This window comes from Azorhizobium oxalatiphilum (genome assembly GCF_014635325.1).
GTDB classification, from domain to species: domain Bacteria; phylum Pseudomonadota; class Alphaproteobacteria; order Rhizobiales; family Xanthobacteraceae; genus Azorhizobium; species Azorhizobium oxalatiphilum.
On the sequence record NZ_BMCT01000007.1, the window covers coordinates 192491 to 211890 of the forward strand.

The window sequence follows — 19400 nt, forward strand, 5'->3', positions numbered from 1 at the left end:
CGGTCGCGTCGGACGAGACGTCTCGGTGGGCGCGCTGGGGCTACTGCTGGGGCTGCATCAGCCGCCTTCAGAAAAAACAACCACCACAATCATTTAAGGGGTTGGAATGGCGGAGAGGGGGAGATTCGAACTCCCGATACGGTTGCCCGTATGCCGCATTTCGAGTGCGGTGCATTCGACCACTCTGCCACCTCTCCAGCCGAGGCACGAAACCCGAGGGCTCCGGCGTAGTCGGACGCGCTTCTAGCCGAGACCGCGGGGCGACACAAGAGAGGCTTGTGGGCAACGCAAGGTTCGGGCAATCCCGGTCGAGCGCCTGGATCCGAGGCGGCGTCGCCAACGGCCGTTGCGCGACGCCGCCCGACGGCTAAAAATCGTTGCTATGGCTCAATATTCCGGCGGAACGGGGCGCGCCTTGCGCTGGGCGTCGATGGCCACGAAGGTGAAGATGGCCTCCGTCACCTTCTGCGACTCGTCGCTCTCCCGCGCGCGGCGCCAGGCTTCCACCTCGATCCGCATGGAGGTGCGGCCCACATGGAGCAGGGTGCCGAACAGGCTCACCTCGTCGCCCACATAGACCGGCGAGAGGAACGTGATACCTTCAACGGCGATGGTGGCGGCGCGGCCGCGAGCGCGGCGGGCGGCGATGTTGCCGGCCGCGAGGTCCATCTGCGACATGAGCCAGCCGCCGAAGATGTCGCCCGAGGGATTGGTGTCGCTGGGCATGGCGATGGTGCGGATCACCGGCATGCCATCGGGCATCTGCCCATCGGGGGTCTTACCGTCGGTCGTCTTGCCGTCGGTCGTCTTGCCGTCGGTCGTCTTGGCGGAGGAGGGCGGCATGAGCGGGCGGTCCTTTGGGGGCGGCAGCGTTCTCCTGGGAGCGGCTGTCGCCTGAGGCGAAGCAGTGGGGCCGGTTTTGGGAACCGGTGTTGTCCTCATCGTCGATGCCAAAGGATGACGCGGCATGCAAGCGCGGTTATAGGAATTCCAAGCTTTCGCGCATTGACAGGCGATGGCCCCGCGCGTAAAGAGCACCCTCCCGTGAACCCTATGGTCCGCGGGAATCCCTCACCGACCGGAAGAAGCCTGCCCTTCGAGGCGTGGCTGAACACGAAAGCGAGAACAGATGTTCGCGGTCATTAAAACAGGCGGCAAGCAGTATCGCGTTGCCGCGGACGACGTCATCACCATCGAGAAGCTCGAGGCTGCGGCCGGCGAGACCGTGACCTTCCCCGTGCTGCTGCTGACCGGCGCTGCGACCCATGTGGGCGCCCCGGTGGTGGAAGGCGCGTCGGTCACCGGCGAGGTGGTCGAGCAGACCCGTGGCGAGAAGGTCATTGCCTTCAAGAAGCGCCGCCGTCAGAATTCCCGTCGCAAGCGCGGTCATCGTCAGGAACTGACGGTGGTGCGTATCACCGAGATTTCCGGGCTCAACGGCGAAGTGGCCAAGGCCACCGTCCGAGCCCCGCGCGCGGCCGCTCCGGCCGCTGCCGAAGCCTGATAGGAGTTAGGTTCCATGGCTCATAAAAAAGCAGGCGGCTCCTCCCGCAACGGGCGCGACTCCGACGGTCGTCGCCTTGGCGTGAAGAAGTTCGGCGGCGAAGCCGTCATTCCCGGCAACATTATCGTGCGCCAGCGCGGCACGAAGTGGCATCCCGGCACCAACGTGGGCATGGGCAAGGACCATACCCTGTTCGCGCTCGTGGACGGCAAAGTCGAATTCCGCACCAAATCCAACGACCGTACCTTCGTATCGGTCGTTCCCGCCCTTCAGGCGGCTGAATAAGCGGCGAGAATCCAAGGTGATGGATCCCGCCGCGCTCGTCGAGCCGGTGGGAGCCTGACCAGGACATCTGGGCTTCCGAATTGACCGGGGAGACGAGCGATCGTCTCCCCGGTTTTCGTTTGTCCGCAATGTCTTGTCTCACCTTCTGGAGCTTGCCATGACCCTCGTCGAACAGCCTTTGGGCACGCCTTTCGCGGAGAGCTGTATCCCCGTCCTCGAAACCGAACGGCTCGTGCTCCGCGCGCCGCGCATCGAGGACGTGCCGGCCGTGGCGGCCCTTGCCAACAACCACCGGATCGCCGAGATGACGGCGAACCTGCCCTATCCCTATCGCCTGTCCGACGCCCGTACCTTCGTGGAGACGCTGGCCCAGGGTCCGGACGCCACCACCTTCGCGCTCTTCCTGAAAAGCGAGGGTAATCAAGAATTTGCGGGCATGTGCAGCTTCGGCCGCCGGCCGCCGGAGACGGTCCACGAGATCGGCTACTGGATCGGCGAGCCCTTCTGGGGCAAGGGCATTGCCACCGAGGCCATGCGCGCCGTGATCGACTACGCCTTCTCGGAGACGGACATCGACCAGCTGGCCGCCGCCGCCCGCGTGGTCAATCCCGCCTCCCGCCGGGTGCTGGAGAAGTGCGCCTTCCAGTGGTCGGGCGTCGGCCTGTGCCGGGTCAAGGCGCTGTCCGCCTCGGTGCCCGTGGACCGGTTCCAGCTCGACCGGCGCACCTGGGCCTCGCTCCGCGCCTGGGGCGCCGCTGCCATGCCCATGCGGCGGGAATTCGCCCACTGAGGTGAACCGGGCGGTCCATCCGGGACCGCCCATCCTCCCCCCCTTACCGTCCGAATGTGCCACGGCCGCGATGGCCCTCTGGCAGCGTGACGACCCGTCATGGCCATGGGTCGCCCCTTCCCGGTGGTCCATTCCTGTTGTGCCGGAATCGTGTCGCCACAAGCCTCGGCGCGGGTGCGTGCAACGGACAGTGCCGGATGGCACAGGGATGGACAGGGACATGTCCGCCGGGTGGCACATTGGCTCTCCCCGGCGAGCGGCTCCAGCACGCGTTAGGCGTATCCGGAAACCTCCCGTCGCTCTCCGGTGCCGATCTCCCCGGCTCCCCCTTGCCAGCAGCCCCCCGGTCGGGTTTGGGTGGGGCATCGGTGGTGCGACAATCCTGAGCGTAAGCGATGGATGCACCCTCATCAGTCCTGTGCGCAGCCTGAGGTTGCGTCCGGTGGGAAAGGCAGTGATGACCCGTCTGGAAGATCTCCCCTATCGCCCCTGCGTGGGTCTCGCCATCTTCAACCGGGCGGGGCAGGTGTTTCTCGGCCAGCGGCTGGGCGGGGCGGAGCATGTGGATGCCACCCATTCCTGGCAGATGCCGCAGGGTGGCATCGACAAGGGCGAGGAGCCCTATGAGGCGGCGCTGCGCGAGCTTTATGAGGAGACCTCCATCCGCTCGGTGACGAAGCTGGGCGAAGTTGAGGACTGGCTCAATTACGATCTGCCGGGCCGCGTGGCGGGCGAGGCGTGGAAGGGCAAGTATCGCGGCCAGACCCAGAAGTGGTATGCCTTCGGCTTCACGGGCGAGGAGGGCGAGATCGACATCCTCAAGCCCGGTGGCGGCGTCCACAAGCCGGAATTCTCCTCCTGGCGCTGGGACAGCCTCGATCGCGCGGCCGAACTGGTGATCCCCTTCAAGCGCCCGGTCTATGAGCGCGTGACCCGCGAATTCCGGCGCTTCGCCAAGGCGTGAGCGTTGGGCGGTAGGATGGATCGTGGCCTCCAGCGTGCAACGGTCTTGAAGCAGTAGATTGTCATGCCCGGGCTTGACCCGGGTATCCACGTCGGGCCGACCGTGGACGGCGCCAGACCCAGGTTCTGCCCCAGCCGTTCGCGGACCAGGCCAGCACCTGCCTGGCGGGACCACGTGGATCCCCGGAAGTCGGCTTGCCGACTTCCGCACTTTGGGACCGAAGTCGGAAACATCCGACTTCGGAATCAAGTCCGGGGATGACGGTTCCTTTGCTGCATCGGTGCCCCGCGCTCCATAGCGATCCGCTAAGCCGCCCCGGTCGGCCGGCAGCCGTTCGTTCTGAAAAATAGAACGTAACGACCAACATTATTCGACTGTTTCTCGCTATCGACCCATGGCACTGTCCGGCCCGGTTCAAGCCGGGTGGGCGTTCGCACGCCTCCAGCCCGGGCCGCCGCGATCACGCACGGTGATCGGCCGGCGGGATCATCGGGGGCAGATGCCCCGCGTCAGTTGGAGGCCGTCATGGCTAAGGTTCTGGTTCTCTATTACTCGTCCTACGGCCATCTCGAGACCATGGCGAATGCCGTCGCCGAGGGCGCCCGCGCCGCCGGCGCCACCGTGGACGTGAAGCGCGTACCCGAGACCGCCCCCCTTGAAGTGGCCAAGGCCGCCCACTTCAAGCTCGATCAGGCGGCGCCCGTCGCCACCATCGCCGATCTGGAGCATTACGACGCCATCATCGTCGGCGCCCCGACCCGCTTCGGTCGCCTCGCCTCGCAGATGGCGTCCTTCCTCGATCAGGCCGGCGGCCTGTGGATGCGCGGCGCGCTGAACGGCAAGGTGGGCGCGGCCTTCACCTCCACCGCCACCCAGCATGGCGGCCAGGAAGTCACCCTGTTCTCCATGATCACCAACCTGCTGCACTTCGGCATGGTGATCGTGGGCCTGCCCTACAGCCATCAGGGCCAGATGAACATGACCGAGATCGTGGGCGGCTCGCCCTACGGCGCCACCACGCTGGCGGCCGGCGACGGCTCGCGCCAGCCCAGCGAGATCGATCTTGCCGGCGCCCGCCATCAGGGCGAGCTGGTGGCCAAGACCGCCGCCAAGCTGTTCTCCTGATCCTCTGATCAGTCCTTTGCGAGAGGGCCGGTCCGGCGTTTGCCGGGCCGGCCCTTTTTGTTTCTGATGGTGGGCGGCGCGCGTGCTCAGCCGCCCGTCTCGCCATTTGTCGGTCCCTGACGCCCGTCGCGGCCGGGCTCGGCGACCTGTGACGTTGGGCGGATGATCAGTATGGGATCGTCCTCGCCCTCACACCCAGTAATACGGCGTCCGGTAATAATCGTGGACGCGCGTTTCGTAGTCGCGGCCCCAGTCGGGCTGGTCGTCGGCGGCGAAGTGGGGCGCGCTTTTCAGTTCGTCGCTGGTCACGTTCACCAGATAGCCCTTGCTGTCCACGTCGTAGCGCAGCGTGGACCAGGGCAGCGGGTGATAATGCTCGCCAATGCCCAGAAAGCCGCCGAACGACATCACCGCATAGGCTACCTTGCCCGTGGCCTTGTCGATCATCACGTCGTGAATGGTGCCGATCTTCTCGCCGTCGGGGCTGTAGACGGTGGTGCCATCCACCTTGTCGCCCGCGATCAGGGTGGTGGTTTCCTGCGTGGCGCCCATGGTCTCCTCCTGTGACTGTTCTTGAAGGCACAACACCGCAGTCCGGCCGCACGTTCCGTAACGTAAGTTTGTGCACGTGCGGGGCGCCCGGCGGCGGTCTGCCGCAGGGCGCGCGGCTACGCCCATCCGCTGCAACGGGTCTTCGGTCTTCCCTGTAATCATTATAAATCATTGACCTTGAGGCCTTTTTTCAAACTCCCTATGGTTCCGCACGACGTTGGCGCGAGTGGTGGCGTGCGGGCGTTCCGCATGCCCCTTCGTGTTGCCCCGGGTTCAATGGCGCGCTCAAAACTCCATCCAGCCTTCGCCAGAGCCGTCCGGCACCCTGCCGGCTTGGCCATCCGGCCGGACTTCGCCGTTGGCGCGCCCGCCGCCGGAACGGGTTGCCCCGTGCACCGGGTCGCGCCATGAGCTGGGATCTGCACGATCTGTTCGTGCGCCATGCGCGCGACATCACCGCCGCCTTGCGCCGGCGCGGGCTCACCGAGGAAACGGCGGCCGATCTCACGCAGGACACCTTCGTGCGCGTGCTGGTCTCCCCGCCCGGCCAGACGGCCACCACCCACAATCCCGCCGCCTATCTGTTCCGCGTCGCCCGCAATCTGTGCGTGGATCACAAGCGGCGCGAGCGGGTGCTGCCCGGTGTCGATCTCTCGCCCGATGACTTTTCGGCCATTGTCGATCCCGCGCCCTCGCCGGAGGCCACCCTCTACAGCCGCCAGCGGCTGGAGCTGACGGAAGCGGCGCTGGCGGAATTGCCGGAGCGCACCCGCAGGGCCTTCCAGATGCACCGGGTGGAGGAGATGACCCTCGCCGAGGTGGCGGCGGAACTGGGCCTCTCCACATCGCGCACCTGGACCCTGATCCGCGATGCCTATGAGCATATCGCTGCCCGTTTGACGGGGCTGTGATAAGCATCCATCCGGAATTTTGAGAAAAATCGCGCCGCTCATCCGTAAGGCATGATGGGAGCGCGATGGCTCCCGCTCAGCCGGACACGCTCCGGAGCCGGAAGGATCCGCATGACAGAGATGCCGGAGGCGCGCCGTCTGTTTCGGGAAGCGGCCGATCTCGCCATCCGCCTGCAGAACGATCCGGCCAATCCGGTGTCGCAGGAGATGGTGCGCCTGTGGGTGGCGCGCGGCCCGGCGCATGCGACGGCGTGGGCGCAGGTGGCCGAGATCCACGGCATGACCGGCTCCATCCTCGCCGCCCAACGCAAGGCCGAAAGCGGGCGCGGGCTCTCCCGCCGCACGCTGCTGGCGGGCGGCGTTCTGGCGCTGGGGGCGGCGGGGGCAGGGTCGCTGGTGCTGCCCCAGGCGATGCTGCAGGCGCGGGCCGATTACGTCACCCACACCGCCGAGATCCGGCGCATCGACCTGCCGGACGGCAGCATCATGACCCTCGGCCCGGACAGCGCGGTGGGGCTCGCCTATACGCCGCAGAACCGGGGCGTCACGCTGCTGGCGGGCATGGCCTATTTCGAGGTGGCCGGTGCGGCGGCGCCGTTTCGGGTGGTGTTCGAGGATGTGGCCGCCACGGCCTCGGACAGCCTGTTCGATGTGTCGAGCGACGGCGGCTTCCTCTCGGTTTCGGTCGGGCAGGGGGAGGTGGAGGTGCATGAGCCGCACAGCGTGCTGAAGAGCGGCGCGCGGCTGGTGGCCGGCGACTGGCTGACGCTGGGCATGAGCTCCCATGAGGTGACGCGGGGCACCCGCGAGACGTTTCAGGTGGGCGCCTGGCGCGAGGGTGTGATCGTGGCCGAGCGCGAGACGGTCTCCGCCATGGTGGCGAAGATCGCCCGCTGGCAGCCCGGCCGGGTGGTGGTGGCCGATCCCTTCCTCGGTGCCCGCGTGGTGAGCGGCGTGTTCGATCTGAAGGAGCCGCTGAGCGCGCTGGAAGCGGTGGTGCGGCCGTTTGGCGCGCATGTGCGCCGGGTGGGCGGCTATGTGACGGTGATCTCGCCGGTGTGAGGGGATGGGGAGCTGGCGGCCGGGGCCGACATAGAGGCCTTCTCCAGCTTCTGCTGTTCCCTCCGATTTCCCCCTCCCCCCTTGCGGGGGAGGGCAGGGAGGGGGGTAACGCGGCTGCGTCTGTCCGGCCGACACGTTTTCGGAAACTTGCTTTTGCGGTGAGGGCATTACCCCCCTCTCCAACTCTCCCCCGCAAGGGGGGAGAGAGCCCGTTGCACGGTGTGGCGGGATGCCCCGCGAGAAAAATCCGCGGATCGCAGGAAAAATCGAAAACCCGTTCGTAAAGCACCATAGGGGCTGTGCGCGTCGCTATACGAGACGGCCGCCCATAGAGAGCGTTTTACGTTCTCTATCAAAGCATTAGAGGCTGATTCACCGAGCAGGTCGATTCAACCTGATCGGATCAGGCTCTAGGGACGTGACGAACGGAGTGGCCGGTATGGGGTATGGGTTCAAGGCGAACGCGGGTCGGGGATGGGGTACGGCCGGGCGTGGCGCGCTGGTGGCGGCGCTGCTGGCCACCACGGGGATCGCAGGCACCGTGATGCTGCCCGGCGCGGCGCGGGCGCAGGCCCAGGCGAGCTTCAACATTCCCGCCGGTTCGCTGGCCCAGGCGCTGGCCGCTTTCGGCCGCCAGTCGGGCACCCAGCTCTCCTATGAGGCCGCCATCGTCAGCGGCAAGTCCTCCCCCGGCGTGCAGGGCGTGGTGCCGCGCGAGCAGGCTCTGGCCCGCATCCTCCAGGGCTCCGGCCTCACCTACAGCTTCACCGACAGCCGCAACGTGCTGATCCGCCGCCCGGTGGCGGCCGGCGGGGCCGACGCGGCTGGCGCCATCGCCCTCGACACGGTGGACGTGCAGGGGGCCGGCGGCACGGTTGGCTATGTGGCCACCCGCGCGGTGGCCTCCACCAAGACCGACACCCCGCTGGTGGAAGTGCCGCAGTCCGTCACCGTGGTCAGCCGCGAGGAGCTGGACGACCGCAATGTGCAGACGCTCACCCAGGCGGTGGCCTATACGCCGGGCGTGCGCACGGGGCAGAGCGGCTACGATCCGCGCTTCGACGTCTTCACCATCCGCGGCTTCGACACCACCTATAACGGCATCTATCGCGACGGCCTGCGCCTGCCGGGCTCCAACATGTCGGTGTTCAAGATCGAGCCCTATGGGGTGGACAGCGTGACCGTGCTGCGCGGCCCCTCGTCCGCGCTCTATGGCCTCGGTTCCCCCGGCGGCCTCGTGGACGTCACCTCCAAGCGCCCCACCGAGACCGCGTTCGGCGAGGTGGAGCTGCAGGCCGGCAATTACGACCTCTGGCAGGGCCAGTTCGACGTGGGCGGTCCCGTGGACAAGGACGGCAAGCTGCTCTACCGCCTGACCGGCGCGGTGCGCGATGCCGGCTCGCCCAACGTGCTGGGCGGCGGGGTCAACGACATGACCTATATCGCGCCGGCGATCACCTACAAGCCGAATGACAGCACGCGGATCACCATCCTCGGCGAGTACATGGACTACGAGACCCCGGCCTCGCTGCCCTTCTACGGCTGGACCGGCGGCAGCACGGACACCTTCAGCAGGACGCCGGGCGACTATAACAGCCAGAAGCAGACCCAGTATCTCATCGGCTATCTGGCCGAGCATGACGTCAACGACATCTTCACCGTGCGCCAGAAGGTGCGTTACGGCCATGCGGACACGCAGGTGCGCTACACCGGCATGAATTCGCTGGACGAAGCCACCAACACGGCCAGCCGCTACAGCGCCTATGTGCACGACAAGATGGATTCGTTCGCCATCGACAATCAGGTGCAGGCGAAGTTCACCACCGGCGCGGTGGAGCACACGCTGCTGGTGGGCGTGGACTATACCTATCTCACCCTCGATGACGGCATCGGCTACGGCACCGCGTCGGACTACAACTACACCTACAACATCGCCTATGGCCCGATCGTTGATCCGGATTTCAATACGTCGCGCTACAAGCAGAAGCAGAGCCAGCTCGGCCTCTATGTGCAGGAGCAGGCGAAGTTCGGCGGCTTCCTGCTGACCCTGACCGGGCGGCAGGACTTCGTGAAGACCACCAATGACGACCTGCTCGCCTACAGCAGCGAGACCCAGAAGGACGATGCCTTCACCGGCCGCGTCGGCCTGACCTATCTGTTCGACAACGGCATCGCGCCTTATGTGAGCTATTCCACCTCGTTCGCGCCCAATCTCGGCCAGGACATCAACGGCAACACCTTCTCGCCCACCACGGCCAAGCAGATCGAGGGCGGCGTGAAGTATGCGCCCACGGGCTTCGACGGCTACATCGCCGCCTCGGTGTTCCAGATCAACCAGGAGAACGGCCTCGTCACCGACGAGAGCAACCCGCTCTATCAGGTGCAGACCGGCGAGGTGCGGGCGCGCGGCTTCGAGCTGGAAGGTGTCGCCAATCTCGGCCAGGGGCTGAAGGTGCGCGGCGCCTATGCCTATCTCGACCTCACCAATGTGGCGGGCACGAGCGACACGCTCGGCCTCACCCCGTCCGGCCAGCCGCAGAACACCTTCTCGTTCTGGGCGGACTATCAGTTCCAGCCCGGCACGGTGCTGGCGGGCCTCGGCATCGGTGCCGGCGTGCGCTATACCGGCGCCACCTGGGGCAACTCGCTCAACACCTTCCAGAACAGCGCCTATACGCTGGTGGATGCCAAGCTGAGCTACGACCTCGTCAACATGGGCCAGCAGTTCAAGGGCTGGAGCATGCAGGTGAACGCGCAGAACCTGCTCGACGATGAATACATCACCTGCGATGCCGGCTATTGCTACAAGGGCATGCCGCGCACCGTCATCGCCGGCGTGAAGTATCGCTGGTGAGCTGACGGCGCCACGTTCGGTGCAGGCATGAAAAGGGGCCGGTCCGCGTTGCGGGCCGGCCCTTTTGCGTTGCGGAAGCGGGCTCAGCCCTTTTTCTTGTCCTTCTTGCCGTTCCCGTCCTTCTTCTCGCCGTCCTTCTTTTCCCCTTCCTTCTTCTTGGCCGCCTTCGGCGCGGCCGGGTCGATGCCGGCCTTTACGCATTCGGCCTCGTAGAGGGTGCGGATGTCGTCGATGTCCACCGTGGGGGCGGGCGTCTTCAGCTTCATCTCGTCCAGCGTGTTGGCGATGATCTGCGAGATGGCGAGATCGCGGAACCACTTGTGGTTGGACGGGATCACGTACCAGGGCGCGTCCGGCGTCGAGCATTTGGTGATCATGTCGTCATAGGCGGCGCCATAGTCGTCCCAGCGGGAGCGTTCGCTATAGTCGGCGGCGCTGATCTTCCACTGCCGCTTCGGGTCGTTCAGCCGGTCGCCGAAGCGCTTCAGCTGCTCTTCCTTGGAGATGGCCAGGAAGAATTTCAGCACCGTGGTGCCAGCCAGCATCAGGCTGCGCTCGAAGGCGTTGATGACGTCATAGCGCTGCTTCCACACCTTCTCGGGCACCAGTTCGTGCACGCGGGCGATCAGCACCTCCTCGTAATGGGAGCGGTTGAACACCGACACATGGCCCTGCGCGGGCGTGTGCGGGTGGATGCGCCAGAGGAAATCGTGCGCCCTCTCCTCGCTGGAGGGCTCCTTGAAGGCCGTGACCGAGCAGCCGTGCGGCCCCAGCCCCTTCAGCACGTGCCAGCACACGCCGTCCTTGCCGGCGGCGTCGATGCCCTGCAGCACGATCAGCAGCGAATGCCGGCGGTCGGCATAGAGCTTCTCCTGCAGTTCGCCCATGCGCTCCAGCTGGGCCTCGATGGCCGGCTGGGCCTCGGCGCGGCTGGAATAGGAATTATGGAAGCCGGGATCGAACCCGGCCAGCGAGAAGGAGGAGCCGGGAGCGGCGCGGAAGAGGGTGCGATAGTCCATCTGCCCATTCTGCACGCTTCCGGCCATTTTTCGAGCAGGCACGCGACGATGGCCCGCGGCACGTCGCCGTGCCGCATGGCCTGCGGGACAGCCCCGTGCAAGCTTGACGGGACAGGGTCCGCCACGTGGTGGGGACCACAGGAGTTGTGCTCTCCCATGACGAGCATCTCATCGACGCAGAGTGCGTCCTCAAGCCTGACCTCGACGTCCTCGTCGTCGTCGGGGCGCGTTGCCGCGTTGCAGGCTGAACTGGAAGCGGCCGAGACCGCGCTCCAGGAGGCCAAGGACGCCGAGGATCAGGAAGAGATCGCGGCCCAGGAGGCGGCGATCCAGAAGCTGCAGCAGCAGATCCAGCAGCTGGAGCAGAAGCAGGCCACGCAGGCGACCTCGTCTTCGTCCCAGGTGGACGCGATGTCCGGCGTGCAGTCGGTCACGAACACCTCCACCACCGCAGCGTCCGAGACGATCGAGGCCGGCAACCCCTACAAGGCGGTGATGAAGCTGGACCTCGCGGGCATCGCCCAGAACGTCAAGGACACCGAGGCCCAGCAGGAGGCCGAGGAAGCCGCCAAGGTCAAGGCCGCGGCGGAAGCCAAGGCGGCCGCCGATGCCGAGGCTGCGGCCGAGGAAGGCGCCGAGAAGACCGACGAGACCTCCGGAACGGTGGCTGCGGCCTGACGCGTTTCGCTTCCGGCGCCTGTCAGTGCCGGGAGACCCGTGCCTCGCGGCCAGTGATCCCATGGCTCGTACCCACATGGTGGCCGCGAGGGCCGGTGCACACACGCGCACCGGCAGGGGCATGCAATGGCGGACGCATCCTCAGGTGCGCGTGAGAGCCTGTGTGCGGGAACGGTGCTCCGCGATGGGCGTTGAGCTTCACAGTTCCATCTGCTCAGGGGATCGGCGTGGCACCGCGCGCGCTCTGGAAAGGCTTTCTGAAGGTCGCCGAGCTGTCCTGCGCGGTCGGCCTCTACAGTGCTGTCTCGAAGGCGGAGCGCATCTCTTTCCATATGGTGGACCGCGACAGCGGGCACCGGCTTGCCCGCCAGTTCGTGGACGAGGAGACCGGGCGCGAGGTGCCGCGCGAGGCGCAGGTGAAGGGCTATGACACCGGCGGCGGCACCGTGGTGCTGGAGCCCGACGAGGTGGCGAGCGTGGTGCCCGAGAGCACAAGGACGCTGGCCGTGGAGGGCTTCCTCGCCTGTGACGACATCGAGCCGCTCTATTTCGACACGCCCTACTATCTCGGCCCCGCCGACAAGGCGTCGGCGCCCGCCTTCGCGCTGATCCGCGAGGCCATGCGGACCCGCAAGGTGGCGGCCATCGCCCGCACCGTGCTGTTCCGCCGCCTGCGCACGGTGCTGATCCGCCCGGCAGGTACCGGCTTCACCGCCACCACCCTGCATTTCGACTATGAGGTGCGCTCCGCCACCGAGGCGTTCGAGGATGTTCCGGACGTGAAGGTGGACAAGGAGATGCTGGATCTGGCCCGCCACATCATCAAGACCAAGAGTGGCGGCTTCGACCCGGAAGACTTCGAGGACCGCTACGAGGCCGCGCTGACCGATCTGGTGAAGGCGAAGATTTCGGGCCGCACGGTGCGCCCGCGCAAGGCGGCGCCCCCGGCCAAGGTGGTGAGCCTGATGGATGCGCTGCGCCGCAGCGCCGGGGCGGACGCGACGGGCGGGCGTGGCGGCAAGACCAGCAGCAAGGCGAGCGGCAAGGCACCGGCGAAAAAGAGCAGGACGTCAGCCGCCAAATCCGCACCCGCCAAGGCATCCGCCGGCAAATCCGCATCCGCCGGCAAAGCGGCTGCCAAGCCTGCGGCAAAGGGACGAGCCAAGGGCACAAAAGCCGCCGCCAGCCCACCGGCAAGGCGCAGGGCCAGCTGAGGCGGCACAGGCAAGCTGAAAGGGACTGAACCGTGGCCCTTGAGACCTATCGCGCCAAACGCGACTTCTCCCGCACACGGGAGCCCTCCGGCGTGAAGGGCCGGAAGGCCACCGGCCTCTATCTGATCCAGAAGCACGACGCCACGCGGCTGCATTATGATCTGCGCCTCGAACTCGATGGCGTGCTGCTGAGCTGGGCGGTGACGCGCGGCCCCAGCCTCGTGCCGGGCGAGAAACGCCTCGCCGTGCATGTGGAGGATCATCCCGTCGCCTATGGCGATTTCGAGGGCACCATCCCCAAGGGCGAGTATGGCGGCGGCACGGTGATGCTGTGGGATCGCGGCACATGGGCGCCCATCGGGGACGCGAAGAAGGGCCTCGCAAAAGGGCATCTGGAATTCGAGCTGAAGGGCGAGAAGCTCACCGGCCGCTGGCATCTGGTGCGGCTGCGGGCCAGGCCGCGCGAGAAGCGGGATAACTGGCTGCTCATCAAGGGCGAGGACGATGCCGCGCGCACCGAGGCCGATCCGGACATTCTTGAGGACGAGCCCAATTCGGTGAAGACGGGACGGACCATCCCGGAGATCGCGCAGGAGGCGCCCGGCTGGTCCTCGAAGACCGGGCCGATCCCGAAGGCGAAGCGAAGGGCAGGCGAGGAGGCGAAGGCCAACGGCGCGAGGAAAGCCAAAGCGAAGGCGCAGGCGGCGAAAGCGCAGGATGAGGCCGCGCCCGATGCCGTTGCCGCGCCCGATCCCGCCGCCATCAGGGGCGCGAAGGCGGGGCGGCTGCCGGGCTTCGTGGAGCCCGCGCTGGCGAAGCTGGTGGCCAAGCCCCCGGCGGGCAAGGGCTGGCTGCACGAGATCAAGTTCGACGGCTATCGCCTTCAGGCCCGCATCTCGCAGGGCAAGCTCAGGCTGCTCACCCGCAGCGGCCTCGACTGGACGGAGCGCTTCGGCGCCAGGGTGCACGATGCGCTCCTCGCCTTGCCGGTCAAAAGCGCGCTCATCGATGGCGAACTGGTGGTGGAAGGGCCGAACGGCGCCTCCGACTTTTCCGCCCTTCAGGCGGACCTCTCGGAGGGGCGTTCCGACCGTTTCGTCTTCTATGCCTTCGACCTCATGTTTCTGAACGGGCAGGATCTCACGGGGGCAAAACTCTGCGACCGCAAGGCGGCGTTGCAGACGCTGCTGGAGGGGGCCGATCACATCCTGCGCTTCTCCGGCGATTTCGGTGATGACGGCGCGCTCATCCTCTCCCATGCCTGCCGCCTCAGCCTTGAGGGCATCGTCTCCAAGCGGGCGGATGCACCCTATCGCTCCGGCCGCACCGGCGATTTCGTGAAGGCGAAATGCTCCGAGCGGCAGGAGTTCGTGATCGGCGGCTATGTGCCCTCTTCCACGGGTGCGGCGGCCATCGGCTCTCTGGTGCTGGGCTATGGCGAGAAAGGCAAGCTGCGCCACGCCGGGCGCGTGGGCACCGGCTTCTCGCAAACCGTGGCGCGCGATCTGATGAAGCGGCTGAAGCCGATGCGGGTGAAGGACAGCCCGTTCGCGGACGCACTCACGGCGGAGGAGGCGCGGGACGTGACCTTCGTCGCGCCGGAACTGGTGGCCGAGGTGGAATTCCGGGCCTGGACGGCGGATGATCACATCCGCCACGCGTCCTTCCGGGGCCTGCGCGAGGACAAGACCGCCGCAGACGTCAAACGCGAGACGCCGGAGGCCCGCATGCCGCAGGCGAAGGTCGGGACAGAGAAGACGGCAAAGGCGGGCAAGACCGCCGCGCCGAAATCCGGCGTGAAACTCACCCATCCCGACCGGCTCTACTGGCCGGATGCGGGCGTCACCAAGGCAGGACTGGCGGACTATTATGCGCAGGTCTGGCGCTGGATGGGGCCGTTCGTGACCGGCCGCCCGCTGGCGCTGCTGCGCTGCCCGGAAGGGACGGCGGGCCAGTGCTTCTTCCAGAAGCATGTGTGGCGCGGGGCCTCGAAATCCATCCGCCTCGTCACCGATCCGCAGGACAAGGACGCCGGGCCGCTGGTGGCGGTGGATGATCTCGACGGCCTCGCCGGCCTCGTGCAGGCAGGCGTGCTGGAAATCCACCCCTGGGGCTCCACGCTCAGGGACATGGAGCATCCCGACCAGATCATTCTCGATCTCGATCCCGGCGAGGGCGTGGACTGGGCGGACATCACCGCTGCCGCGCGCGAGGTGAAGGCGCGGCTGGAGGCGGTGGGGCTCGCGAGCTTCGTGAAGACCTCGGGCGGCAAGGGCCTGCATGTGGTGGCCCCGCTCAAACCCAAAGCGGACTGGGCGGCGGCGAAGACCTTCGCGCACGATCTGGCCTTCGCCATGGCGAAGGACGACCCGGACGCCTTTGTGGCCGTCGTCACCAAGGCCAAGCGCAAGGGGCGCATTCTTGTTGACTATCTGCGCAACGGACGCGGCAACACGGCGGTGGCCGCCTATTCGACGCGCGCGCGGGCGGGTGCTCCGGTTTCCATGCCGGTGGCGTGGGCGGAGATCGACGACATCGGACCCGCCGCCTTCGCGGTGGAGAACGCGCCGACGCGGCTCCTGAACCTAAAGGCTGACCCGTGGGCGGACTTCTGGGACAGCGCCGCGCCTTTGCCTGCGGCGAAGGGCAGGCGGAAGGGATAGGGCGATCCGCCGGACCGTTCGACACTTCTCCTGACGGGGAGCGACGCTGGCGAACTCCCTCCCCCCTTGCGGGGGAGAGGGCACGTTCCGTGGAAAGGAGGGCAGTCCCTCAGAGCACCCTGCGCATGCCGTCGAGGAAGCCGCGCACCTGACCGCGCATCTGCGCCGCCTGCTCGGACAGTTCGCCGGAGGCGGACAGAACGTGACCGGCCGCCGAGCCGGTCTCTTCCGCCGTGCGGGCCACGCTGACGATGTTGTGCGTCACCTCGCGGGTGCCGCTGGAGGCCAGATTCACCGCGCCCACGATCTCGTTGGTCGCCTGGCTCTGCTGGGCGATGGACAGGAACATCTCGCCCGCCGCCGCGTCGATCTCGCGGATGGTGCCGGAAATGCCGCCGATGGCATCCACCGCCTTGTCGGTGGTGGACTGGATGGCGTTCACCTTGCCGGAAATCTCCGCCGTCGCCTTGGCGGTCTCGTTGGCCAGCGCCTTCACCTCGGCGGCGACCACCGCGAAGCCCTTGCCGGCATCCCCGGCGCGGGCCGCCTCGATGGTGGCGTTCAGCGCCAGCAGGTTGGTCTGTGCCGCAAGGCCGTTGATCATGTCCACAACAGCGCCGATGGAGGCGGCGACCGCGCGCAGCTCGGACACGATGCCGGCGGTGGCGTCGGCCTCGCGCACGGCCTCCTTGGACATGCCGGCGGAGCGCTCCACCTGACGGCGGATCTCGGCCACCGACGAGCCCAGCTCCTCGGCCGCGCCGGCAACGGCGGCGACGTTCGCGCCCGCTTCCTCGGCGGCGGTGGAGACGGCGTTCGACTGGCCGGTGGTCTGGTTGGCAGAGGCGGAGAGCTGCTGCGCGGTGGATTCCAGCTCGGTGGCGGCGCCGGCCACCTTTTCGGTGAGCGCCGACATCTCGCGCTCGAAGGTGGTGGTCAGCGTCGACATGGCCTCGGCCTGCGCCTTGGCCTTCTGGGCGGCGAGGGTGGCGTCCTGCACGTCCACGAGGGCGCCACAGGCGCGCACCGCCTTGCCGGACGCATCATGCACGATGCCGCCGGTGGCACGGAACCAGCGATAGCTGCCGTCCTTCATCTTCAGCCGGTAGCGGGCCTCGAACACCGACTTCTTGCCCGGCACCTTCTTCAGCGCCGCATTGAAGGCCGCGAACACGCCGGGGGCGTCTTCCGGATGCATCTTGTCCGACCAGGACTGGCAGACGTTGGGAAAATCGGTCTCGTTGCTATAGCCCACGAGGCGGCGGAACTCGTTGGTCCAGGTCCACTGGCTCTTCGGATGCAGGGCATCCTCATTCACCAGCACGGCATCCCACAGCCCGACGCCGCAGAAATTGCCGAGCACCTCGATCAGTTCATCGCTCTTCCGGTTCGGACGGCCAAGCATCACGCACTCCACGCATTACGGGACAGCACCCGCCGCGGGCGGGCACACCCCGCACACCATCCCACACAGGTTTGCGCAGGGATAAGTTGAATGGCTTGCATTGAGCTTGCAGCCGTCGTGATCGCGACAGATTTCCGGCAGGACGGTCAGACTACCATTCCGATGTTTTGCCGGCTGGGTGCAGATGTTTCCGGTAGATCATTGGAATATATGCCCGCCTTACGGATCATTCTGCTGGCCGATTTCTGAGCCATGACCATCCCCACCACCGCAGGTGGCGCCCAGATCATGGCCGGACGTACCTCGCGGCGGGCGGATGCAGCGCTGCGGAGACGGCGGCAAGCTTAAACCTGACGTTGCGGAAGCGTATTCGCGGTTGAAAAATCTCAGGGATGGAGCTTCGTAGCGCTTCCTTTCGCGGCGGAAGCGGCGGATGCTTCCAGTAACGTCAGGCGGGCCTGCGGCTCGACCCGGCACCTATCAGGCGGACGATACAGTCCGCAACGGGAAGGAAGCCCAAGCATGCCCTGCCACTCTCACGCCCGTGGTGTGTCCCGCCGTTCCGCTCTGTTCGGCCTCGCCGGGGCGCTGGCGCTGGGCGGCGCCGTGCTTGGACCGGGGGCCGCGCAGGCCCAGCTCGCCGAACTGAAGATCATGGCCCCCGCCTCGCCCGGCGGCGGCTGGGACCAGACGGCGCGCTCCATGCAGCAGGCGCTCGTCACCTCCGGCACCGTGCGCAGCGTGCAGGTGACGAACGTCACCGGCGCCGGTGGCACCATCGGCCTCGCCCAGCTGGTCTCCACCGCCAAGGGCGATCCCAACCAGCTGATGGTGATGGGCTATGTGATGGTGGGCGCCATCCTCACCAACAAGGCCCCCGTGACGCTGGCGCAGGTAACGCCCATCGCCCGCCTGACGGAGGAGACCGAGGCCATCGCGGTGCCCGTCAACTCCCCGCTCAAGACGGTGCAGGAGCTGGCGGAGGCCATCAAGGCCAATCCCGGCAAGGTGACATGGGCCGGCGGCTCCGCGGGCGGCACCGACCATATCGCGGCGGCCCTGTTCGCGAAGGCTGCGGGGGCGGACCCGGCCAAGATCAATTACATCCCCTTCTCCGGCGGCGGGGAGGCCTTGGCGGCCGTGCTCGGCGGCAAGGTGACGGCGGGCATCTCCGGCTATGGCGAGTTCGAGAGCCAGGTGAAGGCCGGCAAGCTGCGCATCCTCGCCGTGACCGCGCCGCAGCGGGTGGAGGGCGTGGATGCCCCGACCCTCACCGAGGCCGGCATCCCTTTGAAGATCACCAACTGGCGCGGCGTCGTGGCGCCTCCCGGCATCACGCCGGAGCAGCGCAAGGCGCTGACCGACGCCGTGGAGAAGATGGCGAAATCGCCGGCGTGGCAGGACATCCTGAAGCAGAAGGGCTGGGATGACGCGCTGCTCACCGGGGAAGCCTTCGACAAGCTGCTGAAGGACGAGACGGCCGTGACCGCCGAAGTGCTGAAGTCGGTCGGGCTGGTGAAGTGAGCTTTTGGGGGCGGGCGATGGCGGACGCGCAAGCCTAGCCACCGGAGCATCGTCATCCCCGGACCTGATCCCAAAGTCGGATCTTTCCGACTTTGGCTCTTGGAATGCAGAAGTCGGCAAAGCCGACTTCCGGGGATCCACATGGCGCCGCTCGGAACAGCCCTCTGAGGTCGCCACAGTCGGCCTGACGTGGATGGCCGGATCAAGTCCGGCCATGACGAGTGGAGAGGGACCGCACCTTCATCTGCCCGTGCGTCGTTCGGCCATGACGAGTGAACAGGACGGCGCTTCCAATCAGGTCGCAGGTCGCGCCGTCCGGGTGCGCCGCGCGCAAGCAGACAGCCCCTTCAGGGAGGCCCCATGGACCGCAAGCTGAACCGGCCGGATGGCGCCGGCATCGCCATCGCCCTTGGCCTGCTGGCGCTGGCCGGCGTCATCTGGTGGGATGCCACCCAATTGTCCGCCGGTTCGCCCTACGGCCTCGGGCCGGACGCGGCGCCGAAGGTGGTGGCGGCGGGCCTCGCCATCCTCGCGGTGCTGAATTTCATCTCCGCATGGCGGGGCACCATGCCCCATCGCGAACGCGGCGACCTCGGCCCCATCTTCTGGATCGTCGGCGGCATGGTGGCGCTGATCGCGCTGATCGCCCTCGGGGGCGGCTTCATCATCGCCACCGCCATCCTGTTCGCCGCCACCGCACGGGCCTTCGGCCGCAAGGCGCTGCTGGCCGATCTCGGCATCGGCTTCGGGCTGGGGTTCGGGGCCTATCTGCTGTTCGCCAAGCTGCTCACCCTGTCCCTCCCCATGGGGCCGCTCGAACGCCTGCTCTGAGGCCTCTCCCCTTTCGAGG

General features: G+C 67.1%; 18 protein-coding genes and 1 tRNA gene. 14 read left to right on the plus strand and 5 right to left on the minus strand.

Features of this window, described 5'->3' with window-relative positions:
- Nucleotides 1-107: 107 nt before the first annotated feature.
- Together IEW24_RS21225 and IEW24_RS21230 are read right to left on the minus strand one after the other, a co-directional pair.
- Nucleotides 108-197: transfer RNA gene (locus tag IEW24_RS21225), tRNA-Ser, on the minus strand.
- Between the two features lie 190 nt (nucleotides 198-387).
- Nucleotides 388-762, minus strand: a complete 375-nt coding sequence (locus IEW24_RS21230) for an acyl-CoA thioesterase (RefSeq protein WP_188582667.1) — start codon at nucleotides 760-762, stop codon at nucleotides 388-390.
- Between the two features lie 367 nt (nucleotides 763-1129).
- On the opposite strand from IEW24_RS21230, the gene rplU reads away from it, so the two are divergent.
- The 5 genes from rplU to wrbA all read left to right on the plus strand — a co-directional run bounded on the left by rplU (nucleotide 1130) and on the right by wrbA (nucleotide 4668).
- Nucleotides 1130-1504, plus strand: coding sequence for a 50S ribosomal protein L21 (gene rplU, locus IEW24_RS21235; protein WP_188582407.1), 375 nt, complete (start codon nucleotides 1130-1132; stop codon nucleotides 1502-1504).
- A 15-nt stretch (nucleotides 1505-1519) separates the two neighbouring features.
- Entirely contained in the window at nucleotides 1520-1789 is a 270-nt protein-coding gene (rpmA, locus tag IEW24_RS21240) for a 50S ribosomal protein L27 (RefSeq protein ID WP_188582410.1), read from the plus strand.
- Between the two features lie 157 nt (nucleotides 1790-1946).
- Complete coding sequence (locus tag IEW24_RS21245; RefSeq protein ID WP_188582411.1) at nucleotides 1947-2579, plus strand: GNAT family N-acetyltransferase; 633 nt, start codon at nucleotides 1947-1949, stop codon at nucleotides 2577-2579.
- Between the two features lie 457 nt (nucleotides 2580-3036).
- Complete coding sequence (locus IEW24_RS21250) at nucleotides 3037-3543, plus strand: RNA pyrophosphohydrolase (protein WP_188582413.1); 507 nt, start codon at nucleotides 3037-3039, stop codon at nucleotides 3541-3543.
- A gap of 525 nt (nucleotides 3544-4068) precedes the next feature.
- On the plus strand, nucleotides 4069-4668 hold the full coding sequence (wrbA, locus tag IEW24_RS21255) for an NAD(P)H:quinone oxidoreductase (protein ID WP_188582415.1): 600 nt from the start codon (nucleotides 4069-4071) through the stop codon (nucleotides 4666-4668).
- Nucleotides 4669-4857: 189 nt separating this feature from the next.
- Here wrbA and IEW24_RS21260 read toward each other — a convergent pair whose 3' ends face one another.
- Nucleotides 4858-5220, minus strand: a complete 363-nt coding sequence (locus tag IEW24_RS21260; protein ID WP_188582417.1) for a PRC-barrel domain-containing protein — start codon at nucleotides 5218-5220, stop codon at nucleotides 4858-4860.
- Between the two features lie 407 nt (nucleotides 5221-5627).
- Between IEW24_RS21260 and IEW24_RS21265 the strand changes: the two genes are divergently transcribed.
- The 3 genes from IEW24_RS21265 to IEW24_RS21275 all read left to right on the plus strand — a co-directional run bounded on the left by IEW24_RS21265 (nucleotide 5628) and on the right by IEW24_RS21275 (nucleotide 10047).
- Entirely contained in the window at nucleotides 5628-6131 is a 504-nt protein-coding gene (locus IEW24_RS21265) for an RNA polymerase sigma factor (protein WP_188582419.1), read from the plus strand.
- Between the two features lie 111 nt (nucleotides 6132-6242).
- Nucleotides 6243-7193 carry a FecR family protein gene (locus IEW24_RS21270; RefSeq protein WP_188582421.1) on the plus strand — a complete coding sequence of 317 codons (951 nt, stop codon included), beginning with the start codon at nucleotides 6243-6245 and terminating at the stop codon, nucleotides 7191-7193.
- Between the two features lie 439 nt (nucleotides 7194-7632).
- Entirely contained in the window at nucleotides 7633-10047 is a 2415-nt protein-coding gene (locus IEW24_RS21275) for a TonB-dependent siderophore receptor (RefSeq protein ID WP_188582422.1), read from the plus strand.
- Between the two features lie 83 nt (nucleotides 10048-10130).
- Here IEW24_RS21275 and IEW24_RS21280 read toward each other — a convergent pair whose 3' ends face one another.
- Nucleotides 10131-11066: a polyphosphate kinase 2 family protein gene (locus IEW24_RS21280; RefSeq protein WP_188582424.1), complete on the minus strand. Its 936-nt coding sequence runs from the start codon at nucleotides 11064-11066 to the stop codon at nucleotides 10131-10133.
- 156 nt (nucleotides 11067-11222) lie between these two features.
- Here IEW24_RS21280 and IEW24_RS21285 point away from each other — a divergent pair, with 156 nt between their 5' ends.
- The 3 genes from IEW24_RS21285 to ligD all read left to right on the plus strand — a co-directional run bounded on the left by IEW24_RS21285 (nucleotide 11223) and on the right by ligD (nucleotide 15621).
- Nucleotides 11223-11744: a hypothetical protein gene (locus IEW24_RS21285; protein ID WP_188582426.1), complete on the plus strand. Its 522-nt coding sequence runs from the start codon at nucleotides 11223-11225 to the stop codon at nucleotides 11742-11744.
- A gap of 227 nt (nucleotides 11745-11971) precedes the next feature.
- Nucleotides 11972-12958 carry a non-homologous end joining protein Ku gene (gene ku / locus IEW24_RS21290; RefSeq protein WP_188582428.1) on the plus strand — a complete coding sequence of 329 codons (987 nt, stop codon included), beginning with the start codon at nucleotides 11972-11974 and terminating at the stop codon, nucleotides 12956-12958.
- Nucleotides 12959-12990: 32 nt separating this feature from the next.
- Entirely contained in the window at nucleotides 12991-15621 is a 2631-nt protein-coding gene (ligD, locus tag IEW24_RS21295; protein WP_188582430.1) for a DNA ligase D, read from the plus strand.
- Nucleotides 15622-15730: 109 nt separating this feature from the next.
- Here ligD and IEW24_RS29010 read toward each other — a convergent pair whose 3' ends face one another.
- A complete protein-coding gene (locus IEW24_RS29010) occupies nucleotides 15731-17026 on the minus strand; it encodes a methyl-accepting chemotaxis protein (protein ID WP_280514992.1) in 1296 nt (431 codons plus the stop codon).
- Between the two features lie 90 nt (nucleotides 17027-17116).
- Here IEW24_RS29010 and IEW24_RS21305 point away from each other — a divergent pair, with 90 nt between their 5' ends.
- The 3 genes from IEW24_RS21305 to IEW24_RS21315 all read left to right on the plus strand — a co-directional run bounded on the left by IEW24_RS21305 (nucleotide 17117) and on the right by IEW24_RS21315 (nucleotide 19381).
- Nucleotides 17117-17275 carry a hypothetical protein gene (locus IEW24_RS21305; protein ID WP_188582432.1) on the plus strand — a complete coding sequence of 53 codons (159 nt, stop codon included), beginning with the start codon at nucleotides 17117-17119 and terminating at the stop codon, nucleotides 17273-17275.
- A gap of 273 nt (nucleotides 17276-17548) precedes the next feature.
- Nucleotides 17549-18550, plus strand: a complete 1002-nt coding sequence (locus IEW24_RS21310; RefSeq protein ID WP_188582434.1) for a Bug family tripartite tricarboxylate transporter substrate binding protein — start codon at nucleotides 17549-17551, stop codon at nucleotides 18548-18550.
- 360 nt (nucleotides 18551-18910) lie between these two features.
- Complete coding sequence (locus IEW24_RS21315; RefSeq protein WP_188582436.1) at nucleotides 18911-19381, plus strand: tripartite tricarboxylate transporter TctB family protein; 471 nt, start codon at nucleotides 18911-18913, stop codon at nucleotides 19379-19381.
- The last annotated feature ends 19 nt before the right edge of the window (nucleotides 19382-19400 follow it).

Bases quoted from the DNA above. Each gene is read 5' to 3' on its own strand.
- IEW24_RS21230 (WP_188582667.1), bottom strand. From the start codon at position 762: ATGCCCGATGGCATGCCGGTGATCCGCACCATCGCCATGCCCAGCGAC.
- rplU (WP_188582407.1), top strand. From the start codon at position 1,130: ATGTTCGCGGTCATTAAAACAGGCGGCAAGCAGTATCGCGTTGCCGCG.
- rpmA (WP_188582410.1), top strand. From the start codon at position 1,520: ATGGCTCATAAAAAAGCAGGCGGCTCCTCCCGCAACGGGCGCGACTCC.
- IEW24_RS21245 (WP_188582411.1), top strand. From the start codon at position 1,947: ATGACCCTCGTCGAACAGCCTTTGGGCACGCCTTTCGCGGAGAGCTGT.
- IEW24_RS21250 (WP_188582413.1), top strand. From the start codon at position 3,037: ATGACCCGTCTGGAAGATCTCCCCTATCGCCCCTGCGTGGGTCTCGCC.
- wrbA (WP_188582415.1), top strand. From the start codon at position 4,069: ATGGCTAAGGTTCTGGTTCTCTATTACTCGTCCTACGGCCATCTCGAG.
- IEW24_RS21260 (WP_188582417.1), bottom strand. From the start codon at position 5,220: ATGGGCGCCACGCAGGAAACCACCACCCTGATCGCGGGCGACAAGGTG.
- IEW24_RS21265 (WP_188582419.1), top strand. From the start codon at position 5,628: ATGAGCTGGGATCTGCACGATCTGTTCGTGCGCCATGCGCGCGACATC.
- IEW24_RS21270 (WP_188582421.1), top strand. From the start codon at position 6,243: ATGACAGAGATGCCGGAGGCGCGCCGTCTGTTTCGGGAAGCGGCCGAT.
- IEW24_RS21275 (WP_188582422.1), top strand. From the start codon at position 7,633: ATGGGGTATGGGTTCAAGGCGAACGCGGGTCGGGGATGGGGTACGGCC.
- IEW24_RS21280 (WP_188582424.1), bottom strand. From the start codon at position 11,066: ATGGACTATCGCACCCTCTTCCGCGCCGCTCCCGGCTCCTCCTTCTCG.
- IEW24_RS21285 (WP_188582426.1), top strand. From the start codon at position 11,223: ATGACGAGCATCTCATCGACGCAGAGTGCGTCCTCAAGCCTGACCTCG.
- IEW24_RS29010 (WP_280514992.1), bottom strand. From the start codon at position 17,026: ATGCTTGGCCGTCCGAACCGGAAGAGCGATGAACTGATCGAGGTGCTC.
- IEW24_RS21305 (WP_188582432.1), top strand. From the start codon at position 17,117: ATGGCTTGCATTGAGCTTGCAGCCGTCGTGATCGCGACAGATTTCCGG.
- IEW24_RS21310 (WP_188582434.1), top strand. From the start codon at position 17,549: ATGCCCTGCCACTCTCACGCCCGTGGTGTGTCCCGCCGTTCCGCTCTG.
- IEW24_RS21315 (WP_188582436.1), top strand. From the start codon at position 18,911: ATGGACCGCAAGCTGAACCGGCCGGATGGCGCCGGCATCGCCATCGCC.